We start from the raw sequence: 14,504 nt of genomic DNA, 5'->3' as shown, positions 1-14,504 counted from the left end.
GGGCTTTCGCATGGGTCACCTGTCTTCGCTTGCCGCTGCATTCGCACCTCATGAAGCTCTCGCCGAACGGCTTCTGCCGCACGGCGCTTCCGTAGATGATGGCTCGCATGATGCCGCCCATCTGATTCGTGTGTGGAAGAATGTCCGGCGTATCCATGGGGCCGAAGGCGGCGACCTGCGCATCCTTGCTGCTGCCGTGCTGCTGCATGATTGCGTCTCGGTCGAGAAGAATTCGCCCGTGCGCGCCCAGGCGTCGCGCCTCGCCGCCGAAAGGGCCTTCGAACTGCTCGACGAACTCGGCTGGCGCACCGCAGAGATCACCGCCGTTGCGCATGCCATCCTCACGCACAGTTTCTCAGCCAACCTCCCGCCGGAAAGTCTGGAAGCGAAAATCCTGCAGGATGCAGACCGACTCGATGCCATCGGCATGATCGGTGCGGCCCGCTGCTTCTACATTGCCGGCCGCATGGGAAGCGGGCTCTACGATCCGCTCGACCCTCTGGCAGAAGACCGTCCGCTCGACGACAAGGCCTATGCCATTGACCATTTCGAGACGAAGCTGTTCAAGCTGACGGACGGCTTCCAGACGGCCGCGGGCCGCGCGCTTGCCCGCCAGCGGCAGGAGAGGCTGCGCGCGGTGCTTGCCATGCTGATCGAGGAAATATAGCAAAGACAATGATTTACGTCGATCGGCGGAATCAGTCTGCGATGGACTTGAATCACACTCTGAGCGGCAGGGATACGACATGAAGGTGACCGGGCTCAACATTCACCCGCTGAAAAGTGGCCGTGCCATCGCGCAGACCCGCGTCTCCGTCCAACTGGACGGCCTTGCCGGCGATCGCCGTTTCATGATCGTCGATCCGGATGGCCGGTTCATCACCCAGCGCGAATTGCAGTCGCTCGCCCAGGTCGAGGCGACGCATGTCAGCGGCGGCATTCACCTGACGATGGGGGCCAGCGCCGTCACCGCCTCGTTCGATCCCGCCAACCGCATGGACGTGCGCGTCTGGTCGAGCGACGTCAACGCCGCAGTCGCGACGGAGGCCGTCAACACGACGCTGTCCGGCTGGTTCGGCCAACCGGTCAAGCTCGTCCATATCGATGCCGCCGCCAGCCGCTATGCCAATCCGGAATGGGCGGGGCCTGAGAGCCCGATGAGCTTTGCGGACGGCTATCAGGTGCTGATCACAACGACCGCCTCGCTCGCCGATCTCAACGTCTCGCTGATCGCCAAGGGGCAGGAGCCGGTCGGCATGGATCGCTTCCGCACAAATATCCTCGTCGACAATGACGACCCTTGGGAAGAAGACCTGTGGGAAAGCGTCGAGATCGGCGGCATCGCCTTCGATCTCGTCAAACCCTGCGCCCGATGCATCATGACGACGCAGGACCAGGCGACCGGCGAGCGCATCGGCGGCAACCCGATCCAGGGGCTCGCCGAAAAACGCATGTCGGCCGACCGCCGCGTTCCGGGCGTCCTGTTCGGCTGGAATGCCGTGCCGCGCGGCGAGGGGACGCTCAGCCTCGGCGACGAGATGCGGGTCCTCAAGGTCCGTGAAGAGCGCTGGCCGATGAAGGTGAGGGCGTGATCCGGCAACGGCTCAGGCATCACTGTCGTTTCAGCGCCCGTTCGATAGTCTCCATGATGGGCGGCGACAGCGGTCCTTTCTCAAGCGCCCCGGCATTCTCCTCCACTTGCGCAACCGTCCGGAAACCCGGAATCGGCAGCGTGTTCGGTGAGCGTGCCCAAAGCCAGGCAAGCGCGCCCTGTGTCAGCGTCCGCCTGTCGGACCGCAATAGCTCGCGGATCGAATCGAGCCGCCTGGAAAAATCCGCATCGACGGCGCCATCGCGGAAATATTTCAGCCAGTCGAGATCGGCGCTGCGCACGTCGTTTGCCGCCAGCCTGTCGCCCAGCTTGAATTTGCCGGACAAGAGGCCCATTGCCAGCGGACCGCGGTTGATGGAGATGAGGTTCTCCCTTTCGATGAGCGCGATCATCTCGGGCACCGGTTCGAGCACATTCATCGTGTGCTGAACGGAAACGAAGCCCTCGCGATTGGCAAAGCGGGCTGCCCGTTCCGGCCAATCCGTGCTCCAGCCATAGGCCGCGATCTTACCTTCGGCGCGCAGCGCGTCGAGCGTATCGAAGACGTCATCGGCTTCGATGGGATCGAATTCGTTGAGGTGGAATTGCAATAGGTCGATCCGCTCGCGCCTCAGCCGCTTGAGGGAGGTTTCGAGCGACGCACGGATGAAATCCGGCGAGGCGAAGGCGCCGGTTGCCTGTTTCGTTGCATAGTCCGTCGCAAAGCCGAATTTCGTCGCCACGACGATGTCGGGATGCTCGGCCAGCGCCTCTCCCAGCACTTCCTCCGAGTGGCCGGCACCGTAGTTCGATGCCGTATCGAAGAAGAAAATACCCAGATCTATGGCGCGGCGGATCGCCCGGATTGATTCCGCATCGTCCACATCGCCCCAACCAAGCGGCACGTCGCCGGCATAAAACGGCCCGCCGATCGCCCAGCAGCCCATGCCGAGCCGCGGGATCGCGCGTCCGTCCCAGAGGGTGATGTCCGTCGATTTGGTTTTTGTCAGCATGATCGCCTCCGCGTAATTTTCGGCGAAGCTATCAGCCGTCCTCCAGTCGAGAAACGCAAAGGACCGGAGGATGTTTTTCAGAAACGAAAAACGCCTTGCCGCCAGGATCGTCCGGCCACCTATCAATTTGGTTGATCACAAGGTCATTTTAATTCACTTTTTTGGAGCCTCCAGGGCGGGTAGCGTGGCGCCTCAACAACCGGGAGCCGCTTATGTCCGCTATTTCCCAATCCACGACGCGCGCACCCGCCGCCAGCCACGGTCTTCCCTGGCTGATCATTGCCGCCGGGTCGCTCGTCGCCTTGCTCACCTTCGGCCCACGCTCGGCCATGGGCTTTTTCCAGTTGCCGATGCTCGCCGATACCGGCTGGGACCGAACCACCTTCGGCCTTGCCATGGCGCTGCAGAACCTCTGCTGGGGTCTCAGCCAGCCCTTCTTCGGCGCCATTGCCGACAAGTTCGGCACGTGGCGGGTGCTGGCCCTCTCCGGGCTTCTCTATGCCGCCGGGCTGGTCCTGATGTCGCTAGGCGGCTCGCCCGCCACCTTGCATATCGGTGGCGGTGTGCTGGTGGGCCTGGCGGTCGGTGCCGGCTCCTTCGGCACGGTGTTGTCGGCCTTCGCCCGCAACGTCACGCCGCACCGGCGCTCCATGGTCTTCGGCATCGGCACGGCGGCGGGTTCGGCCGGCATGTTCCTGTTCGCGCCCCTGAGCCAGGGCCTGATCTCCGCCTATGGCTGGTCGGACAGTCTCGTTTATCTCGGCCTTCTGATGCTGCTTGTGCCGCTGTTCGCGATCCCGCTGCGTGGCAATTCCTCGTCCGGCAGTCAGAAGGAAGCGCTCTACAAGCAGTCGATCGGCGAGGCCTTGAAGGAGGCTTTCGCCCACAAGAGCTACCTGCTGCTCGTATCCGGCTTCTTCGTCTGCGGCTATCAAGTGGCGTTCATCACCGCGCATTTCCCGGCCTACATCGGCGATATCGGCATCGATGCGCGCTATGCGGTGATCGCTCTCGCGCTGATCGGCTTCTTCAACATCATCGGCTCGCTATCGGCTGGCATCATCGGCCAGCACTATTCGAAACCCTATTTCCTGTCGCTGATCTATATCGGCCGTTCGATCGCTGTCGCTCTCTTCCTGCTCTTGCCGCAGTCGCCGGCGTCGGTAATCATTTTTGCTGTCGTCATGGGTCTCTTGTGGCTGTCGACCGTGCCGCCGACCAATGGTCTCGTCGCCATCATGTTCGGTACGGGCCATCTCGGCCTGCTCGGCGGCATCGTCTTTTTGTCGCATCAGGTGGGCTCGTTCCTCGGCGTCTGGATGGGCGGCTATCTCTATGACCGCTTCGGCTCCTATGATCCGGTCTGGTGGCTTGGCGTGGCGCTCGGCATCTTCGCCGCCTTCGTCCATTGGCCGATCGAGGAGAAGCCCGTCGCCCGCCCGGCGATCGCCTGACACCCCCGCAAATTCTTCGCCCTCCCGCAGAAATAGCGGGAGGGCATTCTTGAAAATTGTCACAAAACTTTCTAAGTCTCGTCCACCGGCACTGCCGGTTTTGTTTTGAACCAGTTATGCTCAAGTTGAGCAAAATTGGTTTTGCCGCCGGAGGGGCGGCGAGAGGAGCAGTAGTCCGATGACGATCGCGCAAACCCAGGCGTCCTTACAGAATTCCGGCGCATTCCAGACCGCTGCCGAGCGTTTTGGCATCATCGAGAAACCGGACCTGACCTTTACGCCTGAGATCGCCCGCGAAACGGCCCAACTCTACGAGCGCGTGAAGCAATTCATTCCCGCCTTCGAGTGGCCGGTCTATGCGCCCTATGTGCACGCCATCAACCGGCTGAAGAAGGAGCGCGGTGCCGTCATCCTCGCCCATAATTACCAGACGCCGGATATCTTTCACTGCGTCGCCGATATCGTCGGGGACTCGTTGCAGCTTGCCCGCGACGCCACCAAGGTCGATGCCGAGATCATCATCCAGTGTGGCGTGCACTTCATGGCCGAGACCTCCAAGCTGCTCAATCCGGAAAAGACCGTGCTGATCCCGGATGCCAGGGCCGGCTGCTCGCTGTCGGAATCGATTACCGGCGCCGATGTCCGGCTGTTGAAGGAGCGTTATCCCGGCGTGCCGGTGGTGACCTATGTCAACACCTCGGCCGACGTGAAGGCCGAGACCGATATCTGCTGCACCTCGTCCAACGTTCTGGCGGTCGTCGAAAGCTTCGAGAGCGACACTGTGCTCTGCATCCCCGATGAATACCTGGCGATGAACGTCGCCAAGCAGACGAAGAAGAAGATCCTCACCTGGAAGGGCCACTGCGAGGTACACGAACGCTTCACGGCAGCCGAACTGCTCGCCTACAAGGAGGCCGATCCCTCGATCGAGATCATTGGGCACCCTGAATGCCATCCGGACGTCATCGCCGTCTGCGACTTTGCCGGCTCCACGTCGGGCATGATCAACTATGTCAAGGACAAGCGTCCGGCCCGCGTGCTGCTCGTCACCGAATGCTCCATGGCGTCGAACATCCAGGCGGAGGTCAAGGGCGTCGATTTCATCAAGCCATGCAATCTCTGTCCGCACATGAAGCGCATCACGCTGCCGAAGATTCTCGACAGCCTGCTCAACATGACGGAGGAGGTGCTTGTCGATCCGGCGATCGCCGACCGAGCCCGCCTTGCCGTCGAGCGGATGGTGAACTTGAAGCAGTAATTTTTGGTTCCGCCGGGAGGGGCGAAATGCGAAACAGCGCGGACAATGGATTTGAAACCGGGAACTCCCGGTTTGCGATCTCCCCCCTTGAGGGGGAGATGCCCGACAGGGCAGAGGGGGGTGTTCCTGGTGCCGACCTCAATCGTGGCCCCCCCCTGTGTCACTTCGTGACATCTCCCCCTCAAGGGGGGAGATCAGTCCGCGACCGTGGGAGCCTGAAGCAATGCTGACTGACCATTTCCGCCCGCAATCCTTCAACGGCATCGACGATATCGTCATTGTCGGCGGCGGTCTTGCCGGCCTTTTCTGCGCGCTGAAGCTCAGCCCGCGTCCTGTCACCGTGCTCGCCGCCGCGCCGATCGGCCACGGCGCCTCTTCCACCTGGGCGCAAGGGGGCATTGCCGCGGCCATGGGTCTCGGCGATACGATCGACAAGCATGTCGCCGATACGCTCAACGCCGGTGCCGGCATCGTCGATGAGAAGATGACGCGGCTGATGGTCGCCGAAGGCCCGGCGCGCATTCACGATCTGCTCGGCTACGGCGTGCCTTTCGACCGCGATCTTGAAGGCAAGCTGGTTTTGTCGCGCGAGGCCGCGCACTCCGAGCGCCGCATCGTCCGCGTCAAGGGCGACATGGCCGGCAAGGCGATCATGGAGGCTCTTATCGCGGCCGTGCGCAACACGCCGTCGATCCGCGTGCTCGAAGGTTATGTCGTCGAGGAACTGGTGCGCCAGGGCCGCTTCATCTCCGGCGTCATCGCCCGGCCGGATGCCGGCCAGTCGAAGAAGCGCGTGTCGTTCCCCGCCCGCGCCGTCGTGCTCTGCTCGGGCGGTGTCGGCCATCTCTTTTCCGTCACGACCAACCCGACCGAAGCCTGCGGGCAGGGCGTCGGCATGGCCGCCCGTGCCGGCGCGATCATCGCCGATCCGGAATTCGTCCAGTTCCATCCGACCGCGATCAATATCGGCCGCGACCCGGCGCCGCTTGCAACGGAGGCCCTGCGCGGCGACGGCGCACACCTGATCAATTCCGCCGGTCATCGCTTCATGCTCGACATCCATCCGGACGGTGAACTTGCGCCACGCGATATCGTTTCGCGCGGCGTTTTCGCCGAGGTGCTGGCCAAACGCGGCGCGTTCCTCGACTGCACGAAGGCTGTCGGCGCGCATTTCCCCGAGGCCTTCCCGACCGTCTACGCCTCCTGCATGTCAGCCGGCATCGACCCGGCGACCCAGCCGATCCCGGTCGTCCCGGCCGTGCACTATCATATGGGCGGCGTCCTCACCGACGCCGAAGGCCGCACCGCGATCGACGGGCTGTGGGCAGCGGGCGAGGTGACTTCGACCGGCGTCCACGGCGCCAACCGCCTTGCCTCCAACTCGCTGCTGGAGGCCGTCGTCTTCGCCGCTCGCATCGCCGAAAACATAAAGGGCATGCTACCCGAGCCGAAGATCACCGGCTGGGGCAACAATGCCGGTGAGAACGACGATCCGGTGACGCTGGAAGACAGCCCGCCGCTAACGGCGCTGCGGCATGTCATGAGTGACCATGTCGGTGTCATCCGCAACAAGGACAGCCTGACCCGCGCCATCCGCGCCATCGCCAATCTCGAGCACCAGAACACCCGTCTGCGTTTCAGCAACATCCTCACCACGGCCAAGCTGATGGCGGTTGCCGCCCTCCAGCGCACCGAGAGCCGCGGCGGCCATTTCCGCTCGGATTGCCCGGAGCGGCGCGCCGAATGGAAGCGCCGCACCTATCTGACGCTCGCTGAGGCCGACCGCATCGTCGCGGACGTGGCGGAGACGGAAGTGGTTTAGAGTTCTCACCGTAGCCATCTTGCTCCGTCACCTTGACAGACACAACCGGCGTGAATCCTCCGGGCAAGCCCGAGGATGACGATGGGAGGGGCGGTTTTGCGAGAAACTGGAGCCTTCGACGCAGCACTTTGAAAGGAACCTGCCATGACGCTGACTGCCCTTCGTCCCGAACTGCCTGCCCTGATGGCCGAGGAGCATGTTCGCGCAGCGCTACTGGAAGACCTGGGTCGCGCCGGCGATATCACCACCTATGCGACGATTGCACCTGACAGGACAGCCACTGCCGAAATGAACGCCCGCGAAACTGGCGTCGTCGCTGGTATGGAACTGGCCCGCGCGGCCTTCCGGCTGATCGATCCGGCAATTCGCTTCGACGCGCTGGTGGCCGATGGCGACCGGGTTCATCCGGGCACGGTGCTTGCCCGCATCTCCGGCCCCGCGCGCGGGCTTCTGTCGGCCGAGCGCGTCGCCCTGAATTTCCTCATGCATCTCGGCGGTATCGCGACCTATACCTCGACATTCGCCACCGAGATCGCCCACACCCGCGCCAGGGTCTGCTGCACCCGCAAGACCATTCCGGGCATGCGGGCGCTCGAGAAATACGCCGTCCGGCTTGGCGGCGGTTCCAACCATCGCTACGGCCTCGACGATGCGATCCTGATCAAGGACAACCACATCGCCGTTTCCGGCGGTGTCGCCAGCGCCGTCAACGCCGCACGAGCCTATTGCGGCCATCTGGTCAAGATCGAGGTGGAGGTCGATGGCCTGGAGCAGATGCGCGAAGCCCTGACCGCCGGCCCCGATGTCATTCTGCTCGATAATATGGGACCGGACCTGCTGAGCGAAGCCGTCGCGGTCAATGTGGCCCATTGGCAGCTTTCGGCCGATGCCTATGCGGCCGATCCCCGCCGTACCCGGCTGGAGGCTTCCGGCAACGTCAATTTCCAGACCATCCGCGCCATCGCCGAAACCGGCGTCGATTACATCTCGACTTCGAAGATCACCATGGCGGCGCCGACGCTGGACATCGGGCTCGACGTCGTCATTGGCTAAAGGGCGTCACAGCCGCTTGCCGCAGCACGTCTCGTCCATTCATCCGCAACATCACCCATTGTCTTCGCCTGCCGTTCTTGATCCAGGCCATGACGGGCCGATCAAACGCGAAGTTTTCGCCGCACTGCTCCGTGAGGAAGCGTCGGGCATTCTGGGTGTTGCGGTACGTCGCCGTGACAGCGGTATCGCGATTGATCGCGTCGGCACAGTCGAAGCCGCCCTTCATCTCCGTCCCCTATTGCTGCAGCACGAACGGGCAGACAAGGCGCGCGCCGATCGTCAGCGACTTGCCGCAATCGTAGCGGCAGGTCTTGAAGGGACCATTCACATCCTCGCCGTTCAGGTTGCATATGGTGATCTTCGGCTGGTCCGATGCGCCGTTGCTGTCAAAATAATCGGGAATGTTCGGCTGTTCCTCTGGCGCTGTGAGCAGGGAGCCGGCGAGAAGGAGAACAATGGTCAGCATCGATTCGGACCTCGCTGCCTGTCGACATGCGTGCATTGTCGACGGGAACTTTTATCACGCTGGGCAGTTGGCGCAAACTGCCTCGGTTGGAGTGGCGAAATTTAGAGGACTGTTCGTGTCGGCGGATTTCTGGGTTTTCGTTATCATTGGTTTTCTTGCGCAACTCGTCGATGGTGCGCTGGGGATGGCCTTTGGCCTTCTTTCCACGACGAGCCTGCTCGCCTTTGGCGTGCTGCCGGCAACGGCTAGCGCCATGACCCATATTACCGAAATCTTCACCACCGCGGCTTCCGGCGCCTCTCACATCTATCATCGCAATATCGATTGGCGGCTCGTCCTGCGCCTGACGCCGGCCGGCATGATCGGCGGGGCCCTGGGTGCCTATGGGGTCTCCAATGTCGAGGGCAAGATGCTCGAACCCTTTGTCTCAGCCTATCTGGTGCTCGTCGGCCTCTACATCCTGTTCAAGGCGTTTCGGCCGCTCTGGCTACGGGAGGTCAAGGACTGGGCAGTACCGCTCGTCGGCTTCGGCGGCGGTGCGCTGGACGCGGCTGGCGGTGGCGGCTGGGGGCCGATCGTCACGACCTCGCTGATCGGACGCGGCCACGAGCCCAAGAGGGTCATCGGCTCCACCAGCCTCACCGAATTCGTCGTCACACTGACGATCTCGCTTACCTTCATTCTGACGCTCGGCTGGTCGGATCTCGGCTCGGCAATTGGCCTCATCCTCGGCGGCATTCTTGCGGCGCCAGCCGGGGCACTGGTCGTCAAACGCCTGCCGGTACGGCCGTTGATGATCGCCGTTGCCCTCGTCATCATGGTGACGTCGGCCATCAGGTTTTTTTAGGCGCTTCCGTCGCGTCGTGCCGAACCGGTTTAACCCCGTTCCTGTCCCATATCGCGTATAGCGGATACTTCTCGTCTTCCAGCCGGAACCGCAATGGCGTCCATGCGTTGGGGTTGATCGCACGCGTTCGATCAACCGGAAGGATATCCAGATGAAGTATCTCATCTTGACGGTGGCGCTGGCCGCCTGTGTCGCTACCCCCATCCTTGCCCAGTCCTCCTCGCAGACTGCCGTCGCCAATTTTATCGGCAAGGATGGCAAGGAGACGGGTAGGGCGACGCTGACCGCGGCGAAGAACGGCGTGTTCATCGAAGTCGAGGTGACCGACCTGCCGCCGGGCAAATGGGTGGCGTTCCATGTCCATGAAACCGGCAAATGCGATGCCGCGCACGGCCACGAGTCGGCCGGCAAGCATTTCAATCCGGGCAAGACCGAACACGGGTTCCTCGCTGCCAATGGCCCACATGCCGGTGACATGCCGAACCAGTATGTCGGCAGCGACGGCGTCTTGCGTGCGCAGGTGTTCGACAGCATGGTCGTGCTCGACAATGCCGAAAACGGCATTCGCGGCCGGGCGCTGATCATCCATGCCCGATCCGACGACAACCGCAGCCAGCCCTCCGGCGATGCCGGCGAACGCCTGGCCTGCGCCGTGATCGAATAGCGATCGCGCTCCTGCGGCTCGCTGCATTAAAGCGCCGAGCGTCAGACATGACGCGCAAAGGACGCTGTAACGCTTTAAATCTGCTGGATAATTTTATCCTTAGATCGATTCCGATTTAAGGAATTATGCAATAGGTGGGGGACATGGCGTGGAAGATGGGTGCAAGCCGCGGCGCTATCGGACGCCGACTTTCAATCCCGGGGCGGGGCGTTCGCCGAGAATCTGGCGGCGGAAGCGGAAGAGGGCCGCCGGCCGGCCGCCGGTGGCCGCCGTCAACATCCCGGTCGGCTCCACCAACTCGGCCCCTTCGACCAGGCGGCGGAAGTTCTGCTTGTGCAGATGGCGGCCGGAAATGGCCTCGACCGTCGCCTGCAGGTCCGTCAATGTAAAATCCGGAGGCATCAGCTCGAAGATTACCGGCCGGTATTTGATCTTGCCGCGCAGCCGCGCGACGGCGGTGGCGACGATGCGCCGGTGGTCGTGCCGCATGGTGAGCCCGATCGGCGGCGTCGCCGTCGCAACCGCCCGCCCGTCGATCACTGCCTCGCCGACCAGCCCCGCCTCGTAGAGCAGTTCGTAGCGCTCCAGTACGCGTTCCTCGTCCCACGGAAAATCATCAAGCCCGAAGGCAAGGCGCATGCGCGTGCGCCGCTGCGGCAAGCCCATGCGTTCGTCCTGATGACCCGTTTTTTCCCAGAGCCGCAAGGCGGGAAGAATGATCTGGTCGATGATCGCAGGCCGTCCCTGTCGCCAGTCTTCCCAGGGAAGGTAGCTGTACCAGTCGCGCCAATGGGCACCGGCATCCGCCAGCCGCGCATTGTTTTCCGCATCGGTGCGCGTCAGCGCCAGATAGCCGACCGACACCATATGCTTGCCGCTTTCGCCGGGCGAGTGATGCCGGCCGCGGTCGCCGAAGGTGTAGAGCTGTTCGATGTAGCCGAGATCAAGCGCAGTCTGCTGTTCGACGCTGGCGCGCAGGCTGGTCTCGAAGGTCCGGTGACGGGCGGGATCGAAGGGGCCGAAGGGCAGGCCGTCGCGGCTGTCCTCCTGTCCTTCGCTGACGACAAGGATGCGCGGCGAGCGGCTGGTTACCGCAACGATCGCCGCGTTGAGGCCGATCTCGACAGTGATCGCCCTGTCGTCAGCCGGCATGGGAGACGGGCTCCGCCAGTGGCGAAAAGACAAAGGGCACGTTGCCGTCCGCGTCAGCGCCTCGGCCAATCGCCTTGACAGCTGCCACCAGCCGCCCATTGCGCGACAAAAGATGGTCGCCGATCGCGATCAGGCGGCTGTTCGGTGTGACATAGGTGGAGGCAGCGCGCAGGCGCCGTGCCAGTTCCATCTCGTCCTGATCGGGTTCCACCGCCAAGGCGGCGATGACGGCGGCGGCCGGCGAACGCGAAATCCCCATCCAGCAGTGGACAAGCAGCGGTGCTGCCCGATCCCATTGCCGCGCAAAGCCGATGATCTGCATGACATGAGCTTCCTGCGGTGCCACAAGCCCGTCATTGCCACCGAAACTGATGTCGTTGACGCTGAGCAGAAGATGACGCGTCGCGTCGATCACCGCCGGGCGATGAAAGTTCTGGTCCTTGGCAAGCAGGCTCATCATTTCGCGGCAGCCGTGGCGAACGGCCATTTCGGCGATGCGCGAGAGCGGTGAGACGACGATCTGCGGCATCAGGATGCCGCCCGCGCGTTGGCGCGCAGCGCCTCGATGGCTTCGAACCGCGCGGTAAAGAGCTTTTGGGCCTCGATAGCCGGCAGCGGATCGATCAGGATCATCTCGCGGGTGATGCCGCGCGGCTGGCCGAAGAATTTCCGTGCTTCCACGAGCGAAAACCCGGCAAGCACCGTCGCCTCGAAATAGGCGGCGATCTGGTCGGCCTTCTTGATCTTGGTCTTGAGCTCTGCCGGTGTCGTCGCGGGAAGCCCGAAGCGGGTGTGAATGGCGCCTTCCAGGCGCTTCTCCACGACCTTGTAGCCGCCACCCACGACCGCCTTGAACGGCGAGATCATGTCGCCGATCACATATTCCGGCGCATCGTGCAGAAGCGCCATCTGGCATTCGTCCGGCGTACCATTGTATTGCCGGCGAAAGATCTCCTCGACGACGAGACTGTGCTGGGCGACGGAAAATGCATGGTCGCCCTCTGTCTGGCCATTCCAGCGGGCGACACGGGCGAGCCCGTGGGCGATATCGGAGAGTTCCACATCGAGCGGCGACGGATCGAGCAGGTCGAGCCGCCGTCCGGAGAGCATGCGTTGCCAGGCGCGGGCAGACATCAGGCGCTCGCCTCGTCGGCTTCGGCTGGAAATTCAAGCCCCGTCCAGGCGGGCAGGGCGAGTTTTACCGGCACGTCGCCAGCCAGGATTGCCTCACCCGAAGCAATAGCCTCGCCCGCCTTGTCGATGCGGACGATCGCCAGACCGGAAGCGCCGATGACGCTGCCGAGCGTGCCGATCGGCCGGTCCTTGACCGTCAAAGGCGTGCCCGTTGCGGACAGGGCGCGATCTGCCGTGACGGTGACGATGCGCTTGCGCGCCGTGCCGCGATGCTGCATGCGGGACACGACCTCCTGTCCGACATAGCATCCCTTCTTGAACGACAGCGCACCGTTCTTGTCCATCAGAACGTCATGCGGAAAGGCATCCTGCAGCGCATAGTCGCTGCCGGAAACGGCAATGCCGCTCGCAATCCGCAGGCGTTCGTATTCGTCGATGCCGGTTGCTCCCGTCTCTTTGCCATAGGAGCGATAAACGGTGTGGCCCGCCTTGGCGAAACGGGCATCGCGATAACCGCCAGATGCCTCGGCAAACTGGATGGTAACCGCAGCCGGCGACGCTACGGAGAGTGTGATCGGAAGCCGCAGCTTGTACATGGTCAGCCGCTTCAACAGGCCATCGGCCTGGTCTGTCCCGGTTTCAAGCCGGATCGCTTCGCCGTCGCGTGTCACCAAAAAATCGAAAAGGATCTTGCCCTGCGGCGTCAGCAGTGCGCCCGGCTTGGCTTCGCCATCTTTTAACCGTCCGAGATCGGTGGTGATCAGCGCCTGCAGGAATTCCTGGGCACCCTGTCCAGACACGGTGACGATGGCGCGATCGGGAAGGGCAATGGGTTGCATGAGATTTGTCCTGTTCATCAGATGAACAGGTAGGATTTCATGCGAGGCTGAGCAAGCGCTTTGCGCCGCTGGTCAGTCTCCCGCAACGAAAAATTTCCATTGGCCGTCCGGCGTGATGCCGACGCGATAGAAATTGTAGTTGCCGCCCTCTTCCATCCCGGCCACGTCCCCGGCGGTCACCAGTCGGAAGAGATCGACCTTTTCAGGCGCGGTGAGGGAGGAAAGCGATTTTTCGGTGAAATAGGGCCAGACATACATTTCCTCGGGCGTTCCCTTGTCGACGAGGACGAAGCCCGTCGACAATACGTCGAGCAGGATCGCCAGAATCTCGATTCCGTCCGGATCACCGGACAGTCCCTTGAGGACCTCGACGGGATCGGGGCCGTTCTCGCCCACCTGCGTCTGCGTCGCGCCCTTGCCGAGCAGCGGTCGCAACCGTTCGATATCGCCGGAAGCGGCGGCCTCGACGATCAGTTCGCGCATGCGGGCGACGGCCTCGGGAATTTTCGACACATCGGACAGCACTTCGACGGGAGCGGCTGGGGCCGGATCTTCAGCCGAATCGTCCTTCACGTCGTCAACAGGCTTGTTCACGAGTGGATCGGGCATAGGGATCTGCATCGGTCCCACATCGTCCGGCTCCTCCACTTCGGGAGCGTCCTTGTCGTCCTCTTTTGCCTGGCCCGGAATCTGCTTGAGCTCGCTGAGCGCGAATGCGGTATGGTGAGGAAGGAAAGAGGAAACGAGGAGGCCGGCGAACAATAACGCAGACAATCGAACCGCACCTGGTCGGTTTGCTGACATCTGGCGTAACATGGCTGCCTCGAAACTACTGCAGAGTACGTTCCGGTGAGAATTCGCCGGCCAGCATGCGCTCGCGCAGCGAGTTCAGCATGGCTTCGGCCCCGTCTTCGCCATGCAGGCGGATCGTCTCGCGCATGGCAAGGGCAATGGCCGCATCGGCGATGATCTCAGGCTCGATGCCGTCTGCCATGCCATCCGCCCAGGCTTCATTCTGGTGTTCCAGGGCTGCCTGCATCTTCTCATGAACGATCATGTCGTCGATGTCATTCAGACTGGGTTCCATCATTCGTTCCATGCCGTTCCACGCTCTTTACCTGGCACCTGATTTGAGGCGGCGCCACTTCTTACCACTCTCTTAACGACCTTAGCAGCCTTTTCCCAAAACGACACGGGCTCCTCAAAAAAGA

At 62.7% G+C, this 14,504-nt stretch carries 17 protein-coding genes; 8 read left to right on the top strand and 9 right to left on the bottom strand.

Translation table 11 applies throughout. The annotated features are described in order from the left end of the window. Positions 1-10: 10 nt before the first annotated feature. Both ACSQ2Z_RS15520 and ACSQ2Z_RS15515 read left to right on the top strand, forming a co-directional pair. Positions 11-667 carry an HD domain-containing protein gene (locus tag ACSQ2Z_RS15520; RefSeq protein WP_436082005.1) on the top strand — a complete coding sequence of 219 codons (657 nt, stop codon included), beginning with the start codon at positions 11-13 and terminating at the stop codon, positions 665-667. A gap of 79 nt (positions 668-746) precedes the next feature. After that, the gene (locus tag ACSQ2Z_RS15515; protein ID WP_436082004.1) at positions 747-1,592 is read left to right on the top strand and encodes an MOSC domain-containing protein; all 846 of its coding nucleotides are present in this window, start codon (positions 747-749) and stop codon (positions 1,590-1,592) included. Between the two features lie 19 nt (positions 1,593-1,611). Here the strand turns inward: ACSQ2Z_RS15515 and ACSQ2Z_RS15510 are convergent, their stop codons facing one another. After that, on the bottom strand, positions 1,612-2,604 hold the full coding sequence (locus ACSQ2Z_RS15510; RefSeq protein ID WP_436082003.1) for an aldo/keto reductase: 993 nt from the start codon (positions 2,602-2,604) through the stop codon (positions 1,612-1,614). Between the two features lie 212 nt (positions 2,605-2,816). On the opposite strand from ACSQ2Z_RS15510, the gene ACSQ2Z_RS15505 reads away from it, so the two are divergent. The 4 genes from ACSQ2Z_RS15505 to nadC all read left to right on the top strand — a co-directional run bounded on the left by ACSQ2Z_RS15505 (position 2,817) and on the right by nadC (position 8,191). Further along, a complete protein-coding gene (locus ACSQ2Z_RS15505) occupies positions 2,817-4,058 on the top strand; it encodes an MFS transporter (protein WP_436082002.1) in 1,242 nt (413 codons plus the stop codon). A 178-nt stretch (positions 4,059-4,236) separates the two neighbouring features. Then, positions 4,237-5,316, top strand: a complete 1,080-nt coding sequence (gene nadA, locus ACSQ2Z_RS15500) for a quinolinate synthase NadA (protein WP_436082001.1) — start codon at positions 4,237-4,239, stop codon at positions 5,314-5,316. A gap of 223 nt (positions 5,317-5,539) precedes the next feature. Beyond that, positions 5,540-7,138 carry an L-aspartate oxidase gene (locus ACSQ2Z_RS15495; RefSeq protein WP_436082000.1) on the top strand — a complete coding sequence of 533 codons (1,599 nt, stop codon included), beginning with the start codon at positions 5,540-5,542 and terminating at the stop codon, positions 7,136-7,138. 150 nt (positions 7,139-7,288) lie between these two features. Further along, positions 7,289-8,191 carry a carboxylating nicotinate-nucleotide diphosphorylase gene (gene nadC / locus ACSQ2Z_RS15490; protein WP_436083092.1) on the top strand — a complete coding sequence of 301 codons (903 nt, stop codon included), beginning with the start codon at positions 7,289-7,291 and terminating at the stop codon, positions 8,189-8,191. Here the strand turns inward: nadC and ACSQ2Z_RS15485 are convergent. Further along, positions 8,181-8,417, bottom strand: coding sequence for a DUF6434 domain-containing protein (locus ACSQ2Z_RS15485; RefSeq protein ID WP_436081999.1), 237 nt, complete (start codon positions 8,415-8,417; stop codon positions 8,181-8,183). The two genes, nadC and ACSQ2Z_RS15485, sit on opposite strands and share 11 nt — an antisense overlap. A 9-nt stretch (positions 8,418-8,426) precedes the next feature. After that, positions 8,427-8,657 carry a hypothetical protein gene (locus tag ACSQ2Z_RS15480; RefSeq protein ID WP_436081998.1) on the bottom strand — a complete coding sequence of 77 codons (231 nt, stop codon included), beginning with the start codon at positions 8,655-8,657 and terminating at the stop codon, positions 8,427-8,429. A 115-nt stretch (positions 8,658-8,772) separates the two neighbouring features. Here ACSQ2Z_RS15480 and ACSQ2Z_RS15475 point away from each other — a divergent pair, with 115 nt between their 5' ends. Beyond that, positions 8,773-9,504, top strand: coding sequence for a sulfite exporter TauE/SafE family protein (locus ACSQ2Z_RS15475; RefSeq protein WP_436081997.1), 732 nt, complete (start codon positions 8,773-8,775; stop codon positions 9,502-9,504). A gap of 151 nt (positions 9,505-9,655) precedes the next feature. Beyond that, positions 9,656-10,168, top strand: a complete 513-nt coding sequence (locus tag ACSQ2Z_RS15470; RefSeq protein WP_436081996.1) for a superoxide dismutase family protein — start codon at positions 9,656-9,658, stop codon at positions 10,166-10,168. Between the two features lie 174 nt (positions 10,169-10,342). On the opposite strand, the gene ACSQ2Z_RS15465 is transcribed toward ACSQ2Z_RS15470, so the two are convergent. From ACSQ2Z_RS15465 to ACSQ2Z_RS15440, 6 genes are all read right to left on the bottom strand, one after another. Further along, positions 10,343-11,320 (bottom strand): NUDIX hydrolase, encoded by a 978-nt coding sequence (locus ACSQ2Z_RS15465; protein ID WP_436081995.1) that lies wholly within the window; start codon positions 11,318-11,320, stop codon positions 10,343-10,345. Further along, complete coding sequence (locus ACSQ2Z_RS15460; protein WP_436081994.1) at positions 11,310-11,849, bottom strand: tyrosine phosphatase family protein; 540 nt, start codon at positions 11,847-11,849, stop codon at positions 11,310-11,312. Before ACSQ2Z_RS15460 ends, ACSQ2Z_RS15465 begins: the two co-directional genes overlap by 11 nt. Then, positions 11,849-12,457, bottom strand: coding sequence for a YfbR-like 5'-deoxynucleotidase (locus ACSQ2Z_RS15455; RefSeq protein ID WP_436083091.1), 609 nt, complete (start codon positions 12,455-12,457; stop codon positions 11,849-11,851). Before ACSQ2Z_RS15455 ends, ACSQ2Z_RS15460 begins: the two co-directional genes overlap by 1 nt. Then, complete coding sequence (ygfZ, locus tag ACSQ2Z_RS15450) at positions 12,454-13,293, bottom strand: CAF17-like 4Fe-4S cluster assembly/insertion protein YgfZ (RefSeq protein WP_436081993.1); 840 nt, start codon at positions 13,291-13,293, stop codon at positions 12,454-12,456. The genes ACSQ2Z_RS15455 and ygfZ overlap by 4 nt, the downstream gene beginning before the upstream one ends. Before the next feature lie 72 nt (positions 13,294-13,365). Then, positions 13,366-14,097, bottom strand: coding sequence for a hypothetical protein (locus ACSQ2Z_RS15445; RefSeq protein WP_436081992.1), 732 nt, complete (start codon positions 14,095-14,097; stop codon positions 13,366-13,368). Between the two features lie 25 nt (positions 14,098-14,122). Beyond that, positions 14,123-14,392, bottom strand: coding sequence for a hypothetical protein (locus ACSQ2Z_RS15440; RefSeq protein ID WP_113004128.1), 270 nt, complete (start codon positions 14,390-14,392; stop codon positions 14,123-14,125). Positions 14,393-14,504 lie beyond the last annotated feature (112 nt).

It is taken from the genome of Pararhizobium sp. LjRoot235, assembly GCF_964254145.1.
In the GTDB taxonomy this organism is placed as follows: Bacteria; Pseudomonadota; Alphaproteobacteria; order Rhizobiales; family Rhizobiaceae; genus Pararhizobium.
This window is presented reverse-complemented; position numbering and strand designations above follow the sequence as displayed.

Excerpts from the sequence above, each read along its gene's own strand:
- ACSQ2Z_RS15470 (WP_436081996.1), top strand. The coding sequence starts at position 9,656 with ATGAAGTATCTCATCTTGACGGTGGCGCTGGCCGCCTGTGTCGCTACC.
- nadA (WP_436082001.1), top strand. The coding sequence starts at position 4,237 with ATGACGATCGCGCAAACCCAGGCGTCCTTACAGAATTCCGGCGCATTC.
- ACSQ2Z_RS15465 (WP_436081995.1), bottom strand. The coding sequence starts at position 11,320 with ATGCCGGCTGACGACAGGGCGATCACTGTCGAGATCGGCCTCAACGCG.
- ACSQ2Z_RS15515 (WP_436082004.1), top strand. The coding sequence starts at position 747 with ATGAAGGTGACCGGGCTCAACATTCACCCGCTGAAAAGTGGCCGTGCC.
- ACSQ2Z_RS15445 (WP_436081992.1), bottom strand. The coding sequence starts at position 14,097 with ATGTCAGCAAACCGACCAGGTGCGGTTCGATTGTCTGCGTTATTGTTC.
- ygfZ (WP_436081993.1), bottom strand. The coding sequence starts at position 13,293 with ATGCAACCCATTGCCCTTCCCGATCGCGCCATCGTCACCGTGTCTGGA.
- ACSQ2Z_RS15495 (WP_436082000.1), top strand. The coding sequence starts at position 5,540 with ATGCTGACTGACCATTTCCGCCCGCAATCCTTCAACGGCATCGACGAT.
- ACSQ2Z_RS15510 (WP_436082003.1), bottom strand. The coding sequence starts at position 2,604 with ATGCTGACAAAAACCAAATCGACGGACATCACCCTCTGGGACGGACGC.
- ACSQ2Z_RS15480 (WP_436081998.1), bottom strand. The coding sequence starts at position 8,657 with ATGCTGACCATTGTTCTCCTTCTCGCCGGCTCCCTGCTCACAGCGCCA.
- ACSQ2Z_RS15440 (WP_113004128.1), bottom strand. The coding sequence starts at position 14,392 with ATGGAACGAATGATGGAACCCAGTCTGAATGACATCGACGACATGATC.
- ACSQ2Z_RS15460 (WP_436081994.1), bottom strand. The coding sequence starts at position 11,849 with ATGCCGCAGATCGTCGTCTCACCGCTCTCGCGCATCGCCGAAATGGCC.
- ACSQ2Z_RS15485 (WP_436081999.1), bottom strand. The coding sequence starts at position 8,417 with ATGAAGGGCGGCTTCGACTGTGCCGACGCGATCAATCGCGATACCGCT.
- ACSQ2Z_RS15520 (WP_436082005.1), top strand. The coding sequence starts at position 11 with ATGGGTCACCTGTCTTCGCTTGCCGCTGCATTCGCACCTCATGAAGCT.
- ACSQ2Z_RS15505 (WP_436082002.1), top strand. The coding sequence starts at position 2,817 with ATGTCCGCTATTTCCCAATCCACGACGCGCGCACCCGCCGCCAGCCAC.